Source organism: Vibrio agarivorans (assembly GCF_030409635.1).
GTDB lineage: Bacteria > Pseudomonadota > Gammaproteobacteria > Enterobacterales > Vibrionaceae > Vibrio > Vibrio agarivorans.
The window spans coordinates 2,161,571-2,180,600 of record NZ_JAUFQF010000004.1; the positions used below are offsets into that span (position 1 = coordinate 2,161,571).

The 19,030-nt window shown below is 46.0% G+C and carries 16 protein-coding genes; all 16 read right to left on the bottom strand.

The features are described from left to right. Positions 1–57 precede the first annotated feature (57 nt). Complete coding sequence (locus QWZ05_RS18510) at positions 58–1,428, bottom strand: O-antigen ligase family protein (RefSeq protein ID WP_290299965.1); 1,371 nt, start codon at positions 1,426–1,428, stop codon at positions 58–60. Continuing rightward, positions 1,425–2,867 (bottom strand): lipopolysaccharide biosynthesis protein, encoded by a 1,443-nt coding sequence (locus QWZ05_RS18515; RefSeq protein WP_290299967.1) that lies wholly within the window; start codon positions 2,865–2,867, stop codon positions 1,425–1,427. Before QWZ05_RS18515 ends, QWZ05_RS18510 begins: the two co-directional genes overlap by 4 nt. Next, the gene (locus QWZ05_RS18520) at positions 2,867–4,042 is read right to left on the bottom strand and encodes a glycosyltransferase family 4 protein (protein ID WP_264877247.1); all 1,176 of its coding nucleotides are present in this window, start codon (positions 4,040–4,042) and stop codon (positions 2,867–2,869) included. The genes QWZ05_RS18515 and QWZ05_RS18520 overlap by 1 nt, the downstream gene beginning before the upstream one ends. After that, positions 4,029–5,282 carry a glycosyltransferase gene (locus QWZ05_RS18525; RefSeq protein ID WP_290299970.1) on the bottom strand — a complete coding sequence of 418 codons (1,254 nt, stop codon included), beginning with the start codon at positions 5,280–5,282 and terminating at the stop codon, positions 4,029–4,031. The genes QWZ05_RS18520 and QWZ05_RS18525 overlap by 14 nt, the downstream gene beginning before the upstream one ends. A gap of 289 nt (positions 5,283–5,571) precedes the next feature. Continuing rightward, positions 5,572–6,501: an agmatinase gene (speB, locus tag QWZ05_RS18530; protein ID WP_290299972.1), complete on the bottom strand. Its 930-nt coding sequence runs from the start codon at positions 6,499–6,501 to the stop codon at positions 5,572–5,574. A gap of 1 nt (position 6,502) precedes the next feature. Next, positions 6,503–8,416 (bottom strand): arginine decarboxylase, encoded by a 1,914-nt coding sequence (speA, locus tag QWZ05_RS18535; protein ID WP_290299973.1) that lies wholly within the window; start codon positions 8,414–8,416, stop codon positions 6,503–6,505. 204 nt (positions 8,417–8,620) lie between these two features. Beyond that, positions 8,621–9,691, bottom strand: a complete 1,071-nt coding sequence (locus QWZ05_RS18540) for a glycosyltransferase (protein ID WP_290299974.1) — start codon at positions 9,689–9,691, stop codon at positions 8,621–8,623. A gap of 30 nt (positions 9,692–9,721) precedes the next feature. Beyond that, entirely contained in the window at positions 9,722–11,221 is a 1,500-nt protein-coding gene (locus QWZ05_RS18545; protein WP_290299975.1) for a sigma-54-dependent transcriptional regulator, read from the bottom strand. A gap of 77 nt (positions 11,222–11,298) precedes the next feature. Further along, positions 11,299–11,658: an Hpt domain-containing protein gene (locus tag QWZ05_RS18550; protein ID WP_290299976.1), complete on the bottom strand. Its 360-nt coding sequence runs from the start codon at positions 11,656–11,658 to the stop codon at positions 11,299–11,301. A 69-nt stretch (positions 11,659–11,727) separates the two neighbouring features. Then, the gene (locus QWZ05_RS18555) at positions 11,728–12,420 is read right to left on the bottom strand and encodes a P-loop NTPase family protein (RefSeq protein ID WP_290299977.1); all 693 of its coding nucleotides are present in this window, start codon (positions 12,418–12,420) and stop codon (positions 11,728–11,730) included. Beyond that, the gene (locus QWZ05_RS18560) at positions 12,417–14,507 is read right to left on the bottom strand and encodes an SLBB domain-containing protein (RefSeq protein ID WP_290299978.1); all 2,091 of its coding nucleotides are present in this window, start codon (positions 14,505–14,507) and stop codon (positions 12,417–12,419) included. Before QWZ05_RS18560 ends, QWZ05_RS18555 begins: the two co-directional genes overlap by 4 nt. After that, a complete protein-coding gene (locus QWZ05_RS18565) occupies positions 14,494–15,321 on the bottom strand; it encodes an OmpA family protein (protein ID WP_264877257.1) in 828 nt (275 codons plus the stop codon). Before QWZ05_RS18565 ends, QWZ05_RS18560 begins: the two co-directional genes overlap by 14 nt. A gap of 70 nt (positions 15,322–15,391) precedes the next feature. Then, positions 15,392–15,745: an STAS domain-containing protein gene (locus tag QWZ05_RS18570; RefSeq protein ID WP_290299979.1), complete on the bottom strand. Its 354-nt coding sequence runs from the start codon at positions 15,743–15,745 to the stop codon at positions 15,392–15,394. 142 nt (positions 15,746–15,887) lie between these two features. Beyond that, on the bottom strand, positions 15,888–17,576 hold the full coding sequence (locus QWZ05_RS18575) for an ATP-binding protein (protein WP_290300832.1): 1,689 nt from the start codon (positions 17,574–17,576) through the stop codon (positions 15,888–15,890). A 74-nt stretch (positions 17,577–17,650) separates the two neighbouring features. Next, entirely contained in the window at positions 17,651–18,190 is a 540-nt protein-coding gene (locus QWZ05_RS18580; RefSeq protein WP_264877260.1) for a heme NO-binding domain-containing protein, read from the bottom strand. A gap of 114 nt (positions 18,191–18,304) precedes the next feature. After that, positions 18,305–19,024: a 3'-5' exonuclease gene (locus QWZ05_RS18585; protein ID WP_264877261.1), complete on the bottom strand. Its 720-nt coding sequence runs from the start codon at positions 19,022–19,024 to the stop codon at positions 18,305–18,307. Positions 19,025–19,030 lie beyond the last annotated feature (6 nt).

A 19,030-nucleotide genomic window follows, 5' to 3' on the forward strand; every position in this document is an offset into this window, starting at 1 on the left:
CGTTTCATATTGTGTGCCAATAAAAATACGTTTAATTTTCAGTTATTTATATTAACGTTAATTTGTTTTCTCATTCTGAGAATCTTTTTGAACGATGGTTGAGATGGAAATGATGAGCGCAGCGAGGATATAAATGGGCCAAACAAAGCCTTGAGTGAGGAAGGTACCTGAGACAATCGTCCCCATTAAGCCTGCGAACACGGCCTTGGCTGCAGAGACTAAATAAGGAGAGGGGGATTGTTGTTGATTGAGCAAGTTGAGGGACTGCTTGGCGGTTCTGGCGAGTGATACAATCAGTGTGACAAAAATAATCAGCCCTAAGATACCGGTTTCAGCCAAAACACCAAACCACGTACTGTGGACAGCATGGTTGAGCCCGTCCCAATGAGAGCTGTAAAAATAATAATTGAAGTAGAAGTTATTTAGGCCAACTCCCGTTAGGGGATTACCCAGTGCCATGCGAGCGGCCGCTTCCCATGCGTAGATACGCCCCATTGCAGAGGCATCAATCCCTTCTTCTGCTGCGCCTCCGGAAGCACGGTCAGAAATACCAGCTGCAACATACAGAAACGCGATACCGGCGACGGCAATAAAAGCCAGCAAGGTTTTCGATTTGATCGATTGCTGCATAAAAACGCCATACACTGTAAGCATGCCTAGCAGACCACCACGGCTTTGGGTTTCGATAATAGCAAGTGACAGAGAGGCGGCGACTAACAAACCAAACGCTCTTGGAGCAAGCCCTAAACGGGTATTGAATAAGAAACTGACCGAGAATGCGAGTGGAAACAGCAGTACGAGCGCAAGATCGTTCGGGTCTCCGAGCATTGAACCAATGTTGCGCCCGATAGTGACGCGTGAACCCTCTACTAAACCGATGCCAGCTTGTGCGTTATAAATCGCGACTCCTGCCACCAGCAAGCCCGCCCAGACGATAAGCCAGCATGTTTGAGAAAGCTGCTCTTTGTTGTTAACGATCCAGATAATTGCCAACGTCATAATAATGATTTTCCAGTACACCGATTTGAACGACGTAATGGCAATGCCACGATTTGAGGCAAACACAAGCCCGACAGCGACCAGTACCCAAAATATTACTAACCACTTCATTGAATGATGCCAATAGAGAGGTAGGGTGCGACTGATAAAGGCGTGCCAGCACAGTGATGCCAGTGCTCCGAGTGATAGCAACAATGGGAGCTTGAACGGCATAAGCTGTGGAATCACTTCGTGTATTCGGAAAAAAGAGAACACAACGAAAAGTATCACGAACCAAAAAAGGTGACGAATCACGACCAAAATAGCGATGGGTAGCGCGCACAGAACAATAACAAGCGCAGGGTGCGGCACTAATATCCATGCTGCGCCCACTATGAAAATAAAGAGCAGCGTTAAAAGGGGGGCAGGCGTGAACAATGAGTGATTCATAGCGATTTGCTGCTCGGTCTTGAAAAGAGGTTTAGATGAGCATTAACTCTGGGTGCAACAACCCAAAGGACACTAGCACAGGAGATAAACCAAACCACAATTAGGCTAAGCACAGACTCAAGTTGATGTAGGAGATACATGCCAACCAAGGTTGCTAGTATCATAAATCCCACCCTATGAATCCTATATGGCATAGGAAAATTACGCTGGCTGAAATAGAAAATTGAGCCGGCTCTTAGGAGTTGAGCCGCACCGATAGTAATGATGATACTCCAAATCCCAAATTGATAAGTGAGCGCGAGGCAAAGCAGTGCAGCGCAGGCTGTAACTAGGTTAATATAGAATAACGTGCTGGTTTTCTTCTGCTTCAAAAGCCCTAAATTGACGAGCTCGCAGACCTCTTTCCCTAATACCATGAACAGGGCTCCTATTAGCAACTGTGACGCTGGCGTATAGGTATCGGTCAGTATAAATTCCAGTGCCCACTGTCCAAACAAACTGATGCTAAGAGCCAGTAAACAAATGTATGCGATACCTTTTTCAGTAATTCTAGTCGCATTTTCTGGGTTTGAATCGAGCATCGCAAAACGCTTGGGCATCCACCACATCCCAAAAGGTTGCACTAGGATACACATTGCTAAAGCAAACTTAGCCGCAATCGCATAGTGGCCGAGAGTGGTGAATGACTCACCTTCAAGAATAAACCAACGCTCTGCGCCGTTGAGCCCAAATGCACACAAACCAGAGAGCATAATTGGAGCCGTGTATCGCAACGACGTTTTAATGAAAAGTGCTGGCGGTAACTGAAAACGTAACTGACTGGTTTTTACCACCCAAACCAATTGCAAAAGGTGGGCGATAAATCCGGAAGCCAGTACACCCTCAATACCATATCCGAGATCGATGCTGATAAGAACTAAAGTGACTTGCAGTGTGCTTGTCATTATGCAAATCAAACTGAAAATACGTGCTCGGTCTTGCATTCTGAGCCATGCCAGTGACATGGCCAATGCGCCCTCGATGGTCAAAGAGCCGAACAAAATAAGAACAGGTTTTTTCTCTAGTTCCCACTCTGTTGGCCACTCACTTGTTGCGATAAGTACCAAGAAAAAGAGACCCGCGATAAACGAGAATAGAAATGTAAGAGTAAACAGTTGGTTAGCAATATGTTTTTGTTCACTGCCTTTGGCCTCGCCCGCAAAACGGTATAGCGCTTCGTGCAAGGCGACGGAGAAGAGAATGCCCATTAACGCACCAGTGACGGCCAATATCTCGAGTTGGCCCATTTCATTTGGGGCAAGGTAGCGCGTGATGATAGGCAGCATGATGAGCGACAGGCCTTTCATGAAGAACAGTGCTACGGCATAGCTCGCCATAGCACCCGTTTGCGAGTGAAAGAGTGTAGCTAAACGGCCCGTTGCTGATTTGCTTGCTGACATTACAATTCTCCCAGTTTGTGCGACCTGTGGTTGGTGACGTTACCTTGCATTGCTTGGGCGATATCACGATAGGTGTCGCTGGCTTTATACTGGTTTGCAATTTTCTGACCATTTTTACCGACTTTTTGGCAGGTACTGAGATTTCGGCATATGTGTTCAAGAATTTGGTTCAAGCTATCTGCATCATTCTGGCGATATTTGAAACATGTGAACCCGTGTTGAAGTTTGTGATCCCAGTAGGCACCATCAGCGGGGATCACCACAATCAGCCCTGCTGCTAACGCCTCCAAAGTTGACAAGCCAAAAGGTTCGTATTGACTAGTGGATACGTATATATCGCTAGCTGCTCTGAGCTCATCGAGTTGCGAGGGGGAGCGATGCCAGTGACTGTTTTCAAGCGCGACAGGGGCTTGGCATACCTCTGCTGATGTTTTTTCGGGCTTGATATAGCAAATGGTGCTGTGTAGGTGCTGACTAAGTTCGTGACGCTGTAACGAATTTACGAGTAAGTCGAGTCCTTTCCATTTCAAAAGTGATGCTGCCCAAAATACAGTTGGGTGGTGCCAATCTTTGTTCTCATGTCTGTCTGTTGGCCATTGGGAGCGCGGTATACCATTGACAAACGGATGAAAATGCTTAGGTAGCTCTGCGAATGGTGTTGCTAACGTTGTGATTAGTGATGGTTTTGCAGACTCAAGATAGAAGGTTGGATGGCCTTGAGACAAGCACCATTTTGATGCTCGGCTTTTACCAACGGGGCCATGAACAAGCTGCACGGCAGGCAGGCGAATTACAAAAGCGAGTAGGTAGCCCGCGAGATCAACACCCGGGCCAGATGCTAAAATAATTTTGCTCGGTAGCTGCCAGTAGCGTGTACACAACGCCAGCGTATAGATCACCAGCATCATAAGCAGATAACACTGTTTTAACCAGTAAAGTGCCCCTTGAGTATGCCTCGCTAGGGACTGTGGTAAAGGCAGCTGAGACACACTGATCGATAGGTTGACATTGACTACCGTCTCTTTGAGCGCCCAGCTCTTAGGATGAGAAGAGATCACATGAAAGTGGATATTCTCATCGGCCTGCTCCATTGCGTTGAGCGTTGCGACTTTTGAGCCTCCATGGAATGGGATAGGATCGTAGACAATGACATGTTGTTGATTAACAGTTTTCATAGCTCGCTCCTCGATTTAAAAAACGTGCAACGACATGTTTGCGAAAGAGCGTCTTGATAGGGCGTAGGCAGCGTGCAATAACGCCAAATATAGTTCGATGTTGATTCGGCTGCATAAGCACTCGTTCATAGACTGCTTCAATGTGAGAGACATTGTTTTCCACTGAGAAGTGACGTTCTGCAAAAGCTTTTGCAGCAGTCGCAAGCTCTTGACCATAGTCAGGGTCATAAATAATAGAGCTAGCAAGATGAGTGATGTGATCAACGGCGTCTTTGGTATTGGGATACAACAAGCCCGTCTCACGATCTTTAACCACTTCGACAATGCCGCCAGTAGCAGGTGCGATAACCGGTAAACCTGCGAGAGCAGCTTCGACGATAACTAAACCAAACGCTTCACTGCGCGCACCACTGATAAACATGTCAGCCCCGCCATGTAACCATGAAGCGACATTGTCTTGCTCACCGACGAGGTGAACGTAGTCTTGCATGTGAATGGCATCAGCAAATTGCTCAAGTAGCACTAGGTTCTCTCCGCCACCAATGATGACTAAGTGGCAGTCAATGTGTTGTGCTCGTAGGTGAAAAAGGCTAGAGATAAGGCGGTCAAAGCCTTTGCGCTCGATCAGTGAACCAATGCTGAGAATGATTTTGGCCTCGGGGTTGATGCCTAGTTGTTGTCGGATGTCTAGAGTCTCGATATCGTCAGCATTTTGAGCAGGTACGCCATTATGAATGACGTGCAAGCGATGTTTACCATAACCTTCATCAAGTAAAGACTGACTCACCGCGTGACTAACAGTAATGATATTAGGCACGGCATGCAGACCTAAAGTAAAACGGTCATGAAGGTTATATTCACAATGTAATTGAGCGACCATTGGGGTATGCGTTGTGCGTGCTGCCATTGACATCCATTGGCAAGGCGCTCCGCTATTTACATGAATTAAGTTGATGTGATATTTGCGGATGAGATAACGCGCTTTGTTATAAAGTACGCACCATTCGCTCCAGTCTAATTTTCTTTGACCAGAATAAAGCGAGACTAAGGTTGGAAACTCGGTTTCCTCTACACGGATCTGGTTAGCGTTTGCGTAGTTTGCTAGTGCAGGATTATTTGTCCACACAACGGGTTCATAACGGTCATCAAGAGATTCAATCATGTTCATTAGGCATACTTCGCTGCCTCGGATCCAATTATCGCCATAATGAACAATAAGGAGTTGGATTTTCTTATTCATAGTGTTCTCCTCGTGATGCTGATAAGCATCTCTGTAAGCCGCTACTAACCGTGCTTGTTATTTGTGAGTTACTAAGGAGAGAGCAAAGACAATGCCAATTAGAATAATTATTTATTAATCAGTGCCTTACGTGTCTTTGGTGGTTGTTTTTGTCAAAATGAGAATGATAAAAATAGCAAAAGGGCAGAGGGATTCTTATTTTGAGATGCTTTTTGTCTCTAAATCAGAATGCAAAAAAGCCACCCTTTCTCAAATTGAGATAGGGTGGCTTTAACAACAGGATCATGGATTACTTGTTTAGTGACTTACCAGCAGCCCATAGGTAGAGCATTTCCAACGCGATTGTCGCGCCAGCCAATGCAGTAATGTCACTTTGGTCATAAGCAGGGGCAACCTCAACCACATCCATTCCAACAATATTCAGCCCAACCAATTGACGCAGGATCTTCATCACCTTATCGGAGTTTAGGCCGCCAATCACAGGTGTACCGGTTCCTGGTGCAAATGCTGGGTCAAGACAGTCGATATCGAAGGTAACGTAAACGGGTTTATCACCCACGGTCTCCTTGATTCGCGCGACAATATCGTCAACACCCAAGTCGTTGGCTCTCATCGCGTCAATCACATTAAAAGCATGATCTTCTTTATTGTATTCTGTGCGAATGCCAATCTGAATCGAGTGCTTGGCAGAAATTAACCCTTCTTTCGGCGCATGGTAGAACATGGTTCCATGGTCGTATGTGCTGCCGTTCGCATACGTATCGGTGTGCGCATCAAAGTGAATCAGTGCCATTTCACCGTACTGTTTTGCATGAGCACGCAATATCGGAAGAGTGACAAAGTGATCGCCCCCCAAACCAAGAAGTGTCTTACCGCTACGGATAATTTCGCTAGCCGCGTTTTCTAAACGGTACGTAAAATCTTCGGCATCACCGGCATCAAATACTAAGTCACCAGCGTCAACCACTTTGACTTTTTCAAACAGATTAAAGTCCCAAGGGTATTTCTTACCTTCCCACGCGAGATTCACTGACGCGCGGCGAATCGCATCAGGGCCCAAGCGTGCGCCAGAGCGGCCTGAAGTCGCGAGATCGAGTGGCAGTCCAAGAACCACCACATCTGCACTTGCATCTACCGGGTTTTGTACCGTAGGTCGACGAACAAAAGACATCGAATTTGAGTACAGTGAATAATCAGTTTTTGAGAACAAATCATTCATGTTAATAATCCTCTAAATAGGTGTAGCCTGTGAGGCCTTGCTCAAGCTCAGCAAGCACCAGTGCTTGCTCATGTGCATCAACTCGTTGGCTTACTAGCGCACGATAGTTTTCACGGATTTTATCTACATCGATATGCACGTAGCGCATCATATCTTCAACACTGTCACCTGGGTTGATGTTGCTTACCTCAAATTGGCCATGCTCATCAACATTCACCACCGCACTGTGTGTATCACCAAATAGATTGTGCATGTCGCCTAAGATCTCTTGGTAAGCACCGACCAAGAAGAACCCCATTAGATAAGGCTTATCTTGGCTCCATGCTGGTACTGGTAGAGTTTTTTCAATACCTTGACCATCAACATAGTGGTTAATCACCCCGTCAGAATCACATGTTATATCCAGCATGACAGCGCGACGTTCGTCGGCTTGTCCTAGTCCAGATAGCGGCATGACAGGGAAAACTTGATCAATACCCCATGCATCAGGCAGTGATTGGAATAGCGAAAAGTTAACAAAGAACTTATCGGCCAAACGTTCGTTCAACTCATCAATAATCGGTCGATGAAAGCGGTTTTTCGCACTCATCTGTCGATTCAACTCATAGTAAATTCTCAATGAAAGCGTTTCTGCCCAAGCTCTTTGCTGTAGGCTCAACAAGCCCATTGAAAATTGAGAGTGCACTTCCGACAGATCACTTTGAGTGTCGTTGTAAATCTCAATTAGCGCGCGAGCGTCAGTCCCATCTTGTAAGTTTTGCCAGTTGCGCCACATGTTTTGCAGCAGCACTGGCGCGTCTGTTTCTAGCTCTTCAATCACTTCTGGCTGGTATGATTCTGTGCCAATCACGTTCGAAATCAATACTGCATGGTGCGCTGTGAGTGAGCGACCAGACTCAGAGATAATTACTGGCATGGGCTCGCTATATTCAACGCACACGTCACCGACACTGCTAACAACGTTACGAGCGTATTCTGCTAAGCCGTAGTTCATTGAGTTCGAAGATTGACTGCGAGTACCATCGTAGTCGACAGCCAGCCCGCCTCCAACGTCAAAGTAATCAATCGCCGCACCGAGTTTACGCAGCTCACAGTAAAAACGAGCAGACTCGTTCACTCCGTTTCTAACGTCACGAATGTTGGCCATTTGTGAACCTAAATGGAAATGCACAAGCTGCATTCTATCGAGTAGGTTCAGTGTTCTTAATCGCTCGATTACAGTTAATACTTGGGATGCAGAAAGACCAAATTTTGATTTTTCACCACCGCTTGCCTGCCATTTACCCGCACCTTGAGACGCCAGACGAATACGAATACCCAGACGAGGTGGTACACCAAGGTTTTTCGCTTCTTCGAGTACAATGTCAAGCTCTGAAAGTTTTTCCAGAACAATGAACACTCTATGGCCCAGCTTTTCACCGGTTAAAGCCAGTCTGATGTATTCACGGTCTTTGTAACCATTGCAGACAATTACTGAGCTCGCTTGTTGTGCGAGCGCTAATACCGCAAGAAGTTCAGGTTTGCTGCCTGCTTCTAAGCCGAGTTGCTTATGCTCAAGAGACGCTTGGCTTGCAAGAATCTCATCCACGACTTCTTTTTGTTGGTTTACTTTAATTGGATAAACCAACAGGTAGTTATTCGGGTATTGATACTCTTCGATTGCCTGATTAAACGCCTGACAAATACTATTTACACGCTGGTGAATAATCTGCGGAAAACGAACCAATACAGGCAAGTTAATCTGCTTAGATTCTAGTTCTTTTTCAATTGTGCTAAACGGTATTTGATGGTCACGATTTGTCGTCGGTGACGCATACATTTCGCCATAGTCGTTGATGCCGTAGAAGCCTTGGCTCCAGTAATGAACATTGTAATCAGCTCGGATTTGGTCGAGTTGAGATGCATTGCTTTTCATCGCGAATCTCACAAAACAATCAGAGAAAAATAACCCCTAACTTATATTTTAAATTGTAGGGACAGAAGTAAAATGGGGTTGGGAGCAACCCGTTTCCGAAACAGATAGGGCTCATTTCGGAGTGCGCATTAACGGATAAAAAGGGGAAGGAGTCTAACGAACAAATTTTGTCGTTAGGATAGGCAAAACTATAGCTAATTTTCCCTATTGATAAGATTCAATGAGTTGAGGAATGACAGATTGTGTTGAGTAGTACTCAGTGATGGTTTTTGCAGCGTTGCTTGTCAACGTTTGGCGACAATGTTGCTCGATAGAGTGCCACTGCTCGATATAATGAATGATGTCGTCTTGATTGCGTGCGATCCAGCCATTATGTTCATGCTGAATCAAGGATTCCACCGCACCGACAGCAAAACTGATGACCGGAATTTCTCGAGCCATTGCCTCAAGCGCAGTCATTGGTAAGCCTTCATAGCGTGAGGTGATAAGTAGTAATCCGATCTGCGGCCACACCTTTGTCATATCCGCCTGGAACCCCTCAAAGGTTACGTTGTTTGGGGTAACACTTTTTAATTCATCCATCATGTCGCCATCCCCATAAAGGTAAAAATGATGTTCGGGTAGGGCTTGAGCGATTTCAATAAAAGTATCAGGCCCTTTTTCGTGACTTAAACGGCCGACAAACGCGATACGTTTACCCGCAGAGGGCTTTAGGTTTTGCGTATTAACAAAGTTATTCAAAGTTTGGGTGCGATAGGGAATCTTGTCTGCAATTTGAGGGCTGACGGTAAAGTTATGACTAGAAAGACATGCACTGTAGCGATCAAGCCAGTCATAGAGGCGCACTGCGCCTGTGGGTGTTTCACCTGAATGAAAGGTAGCGACTTGGCGCGTTGAGCCAGAGCACAGTTTGCTGATGAGGTTTGCCTTATACCCGTGAGCGTGTAGCACTTTGGGTTGCCATTGTTGACAGGCGTTAAAGCACAGCTTCATTAGCGCCCAAACCTGTCTCGATGGATTTGCTTGGGCAAGTTGATATAAGTAGCTGTAGGGAATTTTTGCTTGAGTAAGCTTGTCGATAATCGCTGATGGGGTATCGAACTGAGTGAGTAACACGACTCGAACAGGTTGTTCAAATTGAATTAGTCCATGAGCAAGTTCAACAACGTGGGTCTCTATTCCCCCAAAGGTGAAACTGTCTAGAAGTAGCCAGATTTCTCCTTGTGAGGGCTGAGAGCTGTTGCTTGATATGTGATTGTTTGATGTATCACTCACCTGCAGAACCATAATCGAGAAAAGAGCAGGTTAGCTCTGCTCTTCTTCTTGCTCCCATTGTTGTTTTTTGCGATAAACCGTCGATGGGCTGAGGTCGAGTAACACCGCGGCATTGAGAACATTGCCATCGCAGTATTCAATCGCATTTTGGATGGTTTCCCTTTCTACTTGCCACATTGGGCGTATGGTCTGCGGTTTTGTTGTCGTTTCATGAACGATGGCTTCACTCACAGGCTCTTGTTTGGGCACAGATTCGGCTTGCGAAGTTGGAACAATAGCAACGTGCGCTTCATCGTCTACAACGGGTTGCGGAGCAGAAACGGGTTGAGGTTGCGGGCTCGCTTTTGTCTCTGTGACAACCGCCGAATTAAGTGGTGGAGGCAGTTGGGCCATTTCGACATAATCACCATCATTAAGCACTACGATATTACGCATAATATTTTGCAGTTGGCGGACATTCCCTGGCCATTCATAGCTTAAGAAGTATTTTTCAACATCTTTACTAAGACCTTTGAATTTCTTTTTGTCTTGTTTTGAATAGAGCTTAACGAAATGATTCGCCAGTGTAACAATATCAGGGCCACGTTCGCGCAGTGGCGGCATATCAATCGGAATAACGTGTACACGATAGTAAAGGTCTTCACGAAATCGCCCTTCGGCCACCTCTTGAAGTGGATCGCGGTTAGTTGCACAGATAATACGGCAATCCACTTTAATTTCTCGGCTACCACCCAGAGGGGTGAAAGTCCCCAGTTGCAGGAAGCGCAGTAGCTTCTTCTGCATTTCGAGTTCCATCTCACACAGCTCGTCTAGAAACAGCGTGCCGCCATTGGCTTGCATTGCGGCACCTTTACGGTCAGTAGTCGCCCCGGTAAATGCGCCTTTTACGTGGCCAAAAATCTCACTCTCCATCAAGTCTTTTGGAATAGCTCCGCAGTTGATGGCGACAAATGGCTTATTTGCACGAGTGCTTTGCTGGTGGATAGCTTCTGCACACACCTCTTTACCTGTACCACTTTCACCGTGGACAAAGACACTCGCAGACGTCGGGGCAGCTGATTCAATGGTTTTGTAGACGGCTTGCATTTGTAAGCTTGAGCCGATGAAACCGTGGAAGTTGGTCCTGTCGAACTCCGACTCCATCTTATTGACGAGGGTTTCGAGCTTGGCGCGTTTGAGGTGCAGTCTCACCGATGTTTTCAAGCGGTCAGCCTGAATCGGTTTTTCAAGGAAGTCGTCGGCGCCTTTTTGAATCAGGGTAACAGCGATGTCTACTGAACCATGAGCGGTTGCCACGACGACTGAGATTGGGAACTCATTTGCGACGATCCAATCGAGAATTTCCTCCCCCGATGTATCTGGGAGTTTTAAATCTAAGATGACCAGTTGTGGTAACTGCTTTTCAATAAACGCTTTGGCCTCACGACCCGTTTCAACGTGAAACATATCGTAAGGCTCATCTTTGACGTACTGTTGGTAGAGAATAGCCAGTGAAGTTGAATCTTCCACCAAGAGAACTTTGGGTCTCATAAAACATCCTTGTTCAGCATACGGCGCTGATTTTTATTATTAGTTCAATTAGTTAGTAAATTGTGTTGTATTTATAGTTATAGACCCTGCTTCAAGGTTTGCAAAGCGCTGCGCGACTGTTCTGCGAGTTCAGTGACTTGAGGGTAGAGCGCAAAAGCCTCATCGTGTTTCCCTTCAAGGCATAAATGCTCAATTTGGCGTGATAATCGACCTAATGCTTCGACCCCGATCGCCAAAGAGGTGCTGCCGAGAGTGTGTACTTCAAATTCGAGCGTTTGGGCATCGCCTTTTTCAACTGCTTGAGCCATATTGCCTAAACGCGTTGATGACTCTTCTAAGTAGCTATCAATCAACAAAGGTAAGATTTCAATGCCTGTGTCGCTAACCACTTGGTCTACCACGCTTTGGTCAATGATTGGGAATGGAGTTGAAGACATAACGTATTATCCTTTTGTTATCTCACGAGTGCTACGTCATGAGGGTGTATCATTTAGTTGAAATTCGCGTTATACCGCTTGTCGAAAGAGTGTGCTTTTATTGAGCCACGACTTTATGCCTACCTTCCAAGATTGTGGCAAGAAGCGGCCTTTGTCTGCGACACGTACAAGCTCTTCTGACAAGGTACTTTGACCAAATTGATTAAGAACGATGCCGACGATATTCGCATTCGTTGCCTTGAGCTGTGCTACGGCACTATTTAGCTCCTCGCCAGTGGTTTGCCCACCTGCCACAACCAGTACAGAAGCATCCGTAACGTGGGCAACTACCGCGGTAGGGATGTTCGATTGATTGGTTTGAGAAAGGGCACAAGTGTCAAATACAATACGGTCAAAGTGGTGAGTCCACTGTTTGATGTTGTGTCTGAGGTTCGTCGGGTCGCGATAGGCGAGTTGATCAGACAAAATGGTTGGTGCTGCGATACCACTGAAAACTTGCTGAGTATCCTCTCTCAGCACTAAAGGCTCGTTATTGGTGGTGTGATTGAGCGTCATATCGCTAAAAGAGGGGTTGAATAGATTAAAATCCACCAACAGGGTCTTGTAGCCTGCGAGCATATAGCGTTCAGTCAGCGCAGAGGCAAGACTGGTGGACCCTGAGCGCGGCTTGTCAGAGGTAATACAGATGGTTTTTGCCTCAGCAAGTTCTAGCTTGATAAAGATCTGCTCCATCTCCGCATGGGTACTTGAAATCGTCATCATAACGCTCCTATCAATGCGATTGCTGTGGCAATGCGCAGTACATCATCCAGACTGTTCCGTGCTTTTTCCATGAAGCTGTCTCTACGATGAGGAATATAAACGGTATCACCAGAGCGAATCACTGGAAGGTCGCGATATTGGGCCGTTTTACTGAACTCTATCAGGTCAAAAGTGCGGGCTTGGTTTTGGCAACATGAGAGATTTACCACACTTATCTTCTCCAAATAAGCAAACTCTGTCGGTCCGCCAGCTTCGGCAAGCAGGTCGAGTATAGTCATGTTGTCGTCGAAGACATAACGGCCCGGGTTACGCACTGCGCCAAGTACACGCACGGTGGTCTCTTTCGGACGGTCAAGCCAGTTTTTGTCTTTTTCTGGGATGTAAATGGTGTCACCCGGTAGCACGATTGGCAAAATAGACTCATCCCCAGTCTCAAAGTAAAGAGACAGATTCAGTTTACTGACTTTCGAATAGGGTTTGTCGCGATGAGTGACACGTATATTGTGAATATCTGCATCTTTTGTCGGTCCATCAGCAGCAGACAGAATGTCTAAGAAGTGCATCTCTTTGGTAAAGCGGTAGCGCCCGGGCGCATTGACCTGACCAAAGACATAGATAGAGGCATCAGAGCTTTGGCGTACCCATTGCGATTTGTTGTCAGAGGGATCTTGCGGAAGATCGTGAATGCGAATGATAGTACCCGCGTAGATCTCTGGTAATTCAGAGCGTCGAGCCCCATTTTTGATGTATTGGTCTAAATCAAATACCTGCACTGGCCCACGACCAGTGGCAATTTCTAACTTGGTTGTGTCTGCACGCAGAGTCGGCCCACCAACATGAGCAAGCAAGTCCATCAAATCCATTTCATCAGACCATTCAATGCGGCCGGGACGAACGACTTCGCCCATCACGTTAACCGCTCTGTCGGGTGAAATCTTGAGCCAAGATTTTTCGTTCATATCGGTTTTCTCGGGGACGAAAATCGCATCACCTGGCTGGATTGGCGGTGGCTTTAAGCCATTAAGCCCTTCAGTGTAAGCCGTGAGGTCAAATTTAATCACTTCTCCCGATGCTTTTAGAACACGGATCTGTCGAGATTCAGCAAAACGTGTCGGGCCACCCGCATTGGCAAGGATGTCCATAAAGGTCGCCCCTTTATTTCCTTCAAATGCCCCCGGCGCTGCGACTTCGCCCATGACATAGACAGTATTCGCCCCAGCTTTGATTTCCTCCTCCATTTTAGGAACAAACACCGTTGAGCCCGGTGTAAGAGTAGGAAGCAAACTCGCATCACCTGAATCGAGATACTGTTTTAAGTTGAAAAGGGTAGGGGTGTTGTCTGAGATAACACGAATCTGTTCGACACTGGCATAGCGAGTGACGCCGCCTGAGCGCATGATAATATCCACCAAGTCGGTATTTTCTTTAAAGCTGAAAGAACCGGGTGCGTTAACTTCGCCAAAGACTTTAATCGCCATGCGAGAATCTGCACTGTCGCCAGAGTTGGCCAGTTTCGCAGCATCAAATTCTTGCTCGATATTACCAACTAGCGGTGATGCAGGTACAAAAATAGCGTCGAGTGACTGAAGGACAGGTAATGACTGGCTGTCCCCAGTGTCAAGGAAGCGTTTGTAGTTGAAGTCTTGGCGAGTCGAGCCGCGTTTAAGCTGCAATTTGTCTAACTGTGCGCCAGGTCTTAACCCACCTGCGGCGTACAAGGCCATTTGCACGGTAGAGCTCTCCGGCAATGTATATTCGCCGGGAGAACGAACATAACCTTGGATTGAAACCAATATTTGACGTTCGGAGACGTAGATTCTGGCATTCGTTACGTCACGAAATGCAGTACTCAACGCATCAGAAACAACACGTTGAAGCTGCTCTTCATCATAACCAGCCACATAGGTAGGGCCGACTTCCGGAAGGTTTATTCGACCATTCTTGTCTACCTGAAAACCGCGGTTTAATGTACTTTCTCCCGGCAGGTTAACTTGAACCAGATCACCGATCTGTACCGGTTTGGCCCATGCAAAAATAGAGAGTAGTAAGCCGGCAAAGAGCAAAAAATTTCGACTAATATTGGGCATTTCCGCCTCCTTGAGATTTAGTGGAGACGATATCGATGCTGACACGACGGTTGGTCAGTTTGACCCCCGGGCTATCACCTTCAAAAAGGGGGAGAGTTTCCCCTACAGAGAGCGTTTGAATACGTGTTGGCGACAAGCCAAAAATAGTTAGGTAGCGCTCAACTTGTTTTGCACGTCCCATCGCTAGCGTATCGTTATATGATTGGGTGCCACTGGCATCAGCATGCCCGGTTACGCGAAGATTGAGGTGCTGATACTGTTTGAGAATATTAGCCGCTTCCGCCAGGTTACCCATGTATTTGGGGTTAATCTCAACCGAGTTGACCGCAAACTGATTATCGACGTTCAAGATCTCAACAAGTTGATTTATCACACTGACTTCACTCTGAAAAGCGAGGTTGTGCTCGGGTGGAACGCATTCAGCTTCGTTAGTGACGTAATCGAGTCGGCGCTCGAGAAGGCCAAGGTTTTTGCGTTGAATAACAATGTCGTTGGCTGCATCAACCAGCAATCCTCCTTCCAATTCCCGGGCAATACGATTCTCTTTGGTTTTCGCTTGAACGACTGATGCGGGGAAGCACCACTCAGCACCTTGTTGGATCAATGAGTCAAGGTGCAGTTGAGTGAGATGAAAATCAAAGCGCAGGCCATGTTCGGGACCTAGGGGTTCGTCGGGTAAAACAGGAGAAAACTCTGATGTTGCAGTATATTCTCCCATTCCGCCTTTACCCTCTTCGGGATAGCTAGAGCAACCAGCAACCAAGCTTAATGCGCAGGCTACGACACATGTATTTCTAATCAACTCTAGCTTCATAACGTTATGCTCCTTGCGTTACCGTTATATCTTTTTATGCATTCGGTACGCGACTGCGGGTAGCTAAGGGTTAGTGAGCGACAGCGAGCTCTCCCTTCTCCGTGCTTAGCGCGTTTTTGTTCAGCGGAATCGCTTGGCCGATGCGAAGCAGTTCCATCATTTTTAATGGTTGACCATGCACATTTTCAATTCGCATGTTGCGCTCTGACTCAACCAAGCGTTTATAAAAGTAGACAATGGCACCGATACCCGATGAATCAAGAAACTCAACATTAGCCAGGTCGATTTCGATTTCTTGATGATCATCGCCTTGCAGCAGAGAGTCGATACAGATCTGCGCTTGCTTGCTTCCTGATGCATCAAAATCGCCGAAAATTGCCAGAGATAGTACTTGTTCATTGATTGCTGTTGTTTGTAGTTCCATGGTGATGTCTCCGTAACGACATTTGTCTGTTACTCCTACAAAGCAGTATCTGTGCCAAAAATAAATAATCTATATATTCAATGCGTTAAGTTTGTTCTAGGCAATATTCTCAAAATGAGAAATAGCCGGATAATGGGGTTTCTCAATTTGAGAAGCCGTTTATTAGCCATTTTGACAACGCATTTGAGATCTCTTCTGCTCGATAAGGCTTTGTCAAAATGTCATTCATTCCTGATTCAATACACAACTCTCTTTCTGCTAATGTAGTACTGGCAGTTAATGCGAGAATCGGTCCCTGAAAACCAGCTGCACGCATTTTGGCTGTTGCCTCAAAACCATCCATTACAGGCATACGACAATCCATAAATACCAAGTGATACTCTTTGCTTTCTATCGCTTCTAGAGCCTCTACACCGTTTTCTTTAATATCAGGCGTAATACCCAGCTTGTTCAACATCTGGTTTATGATGATCTGGTTCATCTTGATATCTTCAACGACGAGAATCGAGAGGTTTTCCGGTAGTACGTTTGTTGTCTTGTCTTGTTCGGTTTTCGGCCGGGCTTCTTCGGCGGAAAGCATCTCAAGCGGGATGTGGCCAAAAAATCGTGTGCCTTTATCAAGCTCGCTTCGCAGAGAGAGACTACCACCCATCAGCTCGATAAGCTGGTGACATATTGCAAGTCCTAGCCCTGTCCCTTCAAAGTTTCTTTTACTCGAACGGTCTGCTTGCGTGAAAGGTTGAAAGAGCTTTTTCTGTGCCTGTTCACTGATACCAATCCCGGTGTCTTCTACCTCGAAATTTAAGATGTGTTTCGACCAGTCAAAACGCACAGTAATCGCGCCGGAGTCAGTGAACTTGATAGCATTGCCGATCAAATTGACCAAAATTTGAGTGATTCGCTCTAAATCACCCTTAAAAGCACTGGGCATGGATTCTGAAACTAAGATGGTAAAGTTAAGAGATTTCTCTGTCGCTTTGGGCTCAAAAATACTCGTCAATGTGTTTGAGAGTGTTTTGAATTCAAAATTGCTAGGAATCAACTCAAACATACCAGCGTTGATCTTACTGAAATCCAGTAAGTCGTTAATGATAACCCGAAGAAACTCACCGGACTGGGAGAGGTTATTCACTAACTCTGTTTGCTGGTTGTCTAATGGGGTTTGTTGCAGTAGTTCCGAGCTGCCAAGTAGGCCATTAAGAGGTGTTCTGAGTTCGTGGTTTATCATAGCCACGAAATCACGTGTGGCTTGCTCTGATTTCTCGGCTTTCTTCCGTGACTCGATATTGGTATCGATAATTAACTGTCGATTCACTGCGCCAGAGAGCAAATCAGCAATTAGTTGGAAAGAGCGTTGGAAAAAATCTAATTCATAGTTCTCATTAACCACTTTGATACTCAAGGTGCCGATATTTTTTCTATTGGCGATGAGAGCGATATGTAAGACTTGATCATCCCAGTGTGTTTTAGAGAAGACTTTAGCAAGCTCAATACTACCGTAATCGCTTTTTTGTAAATTGAGCAGCAGGTCTTCATCCAATTTAACGTGGCATGTATCGACGAGTGGAGTTTCAATGATTCGTTTAACTAAATTTCCGATAAGAATGTCGTCGAGATGATGATTAAGAAAAGCTTGCCCAAAATAGATCAGTAGCGAGTCGATTTGTTGTTGAAACTCTAACTTAACGATGTTTTCTGCTGAAGACTTTTCTAGTTGCGCGACCGCAACTTCCAGCTTTTGATTCGCTTGGAATAGCTCAAGACTTTTTTGTTCAAGCAACTGTTCGGCTTGCTTGCGAGAGGCGATTTCTCTCGCAAGCTTTCGCATCATTGCTCTGCTGGCAATTTGATCATTGTTCTCTGTAGTCAAGACGTTGCCTCGTGTCGTTTAGAATGGTTGTATTGCTAAACGGCGGTTACAGTGAAACGCACTTCGCTTCCCTGCTCATTTAAGGGTGCCATTGCCATCTCAATCGATTGGTCGAAGTGTTTGGCACAACCTTTTAATAATCCGACACAGACGTGCGCCATACAGCGTGCACTTTTGTAATCGAATACGAGCTCAGTTTCTGTTTCTGAAATGAACTCAAACTTTGGAGGGTTGGCATCCGGATAGAGCTTTTTAACTTCAACGTGAATGTACTCTTCTACGTGACGGACAAATTCAAAGCAGTGGGTACAATCTACCAAAGTGGCATTAGAGGGGAGGGTAGCAAGCAAATTTTTGAAGACAGTTTCACCAAACACCTCTTGTAGTTGGTCGGGTGGCACTTCGGTCGTTTTACTGAGGTTGACGATCAGTTTGACCAAGTCTTTATGGTCATAACTGCCCACAGAGGTGTAAATCCCTTCATCGTCAGAGAGCTCTAACACCTTGTCAAGGACTTCAAGGCCGAACTCTTGTTCGACCAACTCTAAAAATTCGGTAAAAATGATTCCCTTCATTGGATCTCCGCCTGTGGTGAAAAGTTGAGCTGTTACAAAGACTAACGCATACAGTAGATATAGTTAGTAATTGATGAAATCTCAAATAGATAGCGGAGAAACTTTAACTGGGAATTAGATCCAGATCTCTTTGATTCGACTTTCTTGCCATTGGTTATAGTGAATTTGTGCCTGAAGAAGCTCTGCCGTTGCTATTGCGTCGGTGAGAGCATGGTGCGGAGAGTAGGTTGGCAGACCATAGCGCTCGCGGGATTTGGCCAATCGAAGCGACTCGGTTGTCTTACCTTTTAGTCTGTTGATAAGCCCACCGTTGAGTCTTTGTTGGATATTTGACTCTATCGCCATGGTATCAACTAATGGAAACTCGACGCGATCGCCATATCGACTGCGAAATTCGTGATCAAGAAAGCGGCGCTCAATGTGGTGATAGTGCACCACAGTCACGACATCTTGCATCGATTTCAACACTTCAGGAATCACATCCTCAAAATCCGGCGCATCAATGAGGTCTGAGTGGGTGATACCGTGTATTACAACTGAATCTTCGCTTAATTGTTTGCGTGGTCGTACCTTCCACTCTTGCGCTTCCCGCAGATAGATTCGATTTAAATCGAACGGGACGACACCGATAGAGATGATACTGTCGTCTTTGTAGTCAAGGCCTGTAGTTTCAAAGTCCATCGCGAGGAAGCGAATATTTTTAAGGGGCGTATCACCGTCTGGTAGGCCAGATTGATAGAATGCCTTCAATGCGGGATGTGCAGACAGGGCTGCACGTTTTTCAAATTTACCGGCCCAGTCAATACTGGGTGCTTCTAATAGGCGTTTAATCATGATAGG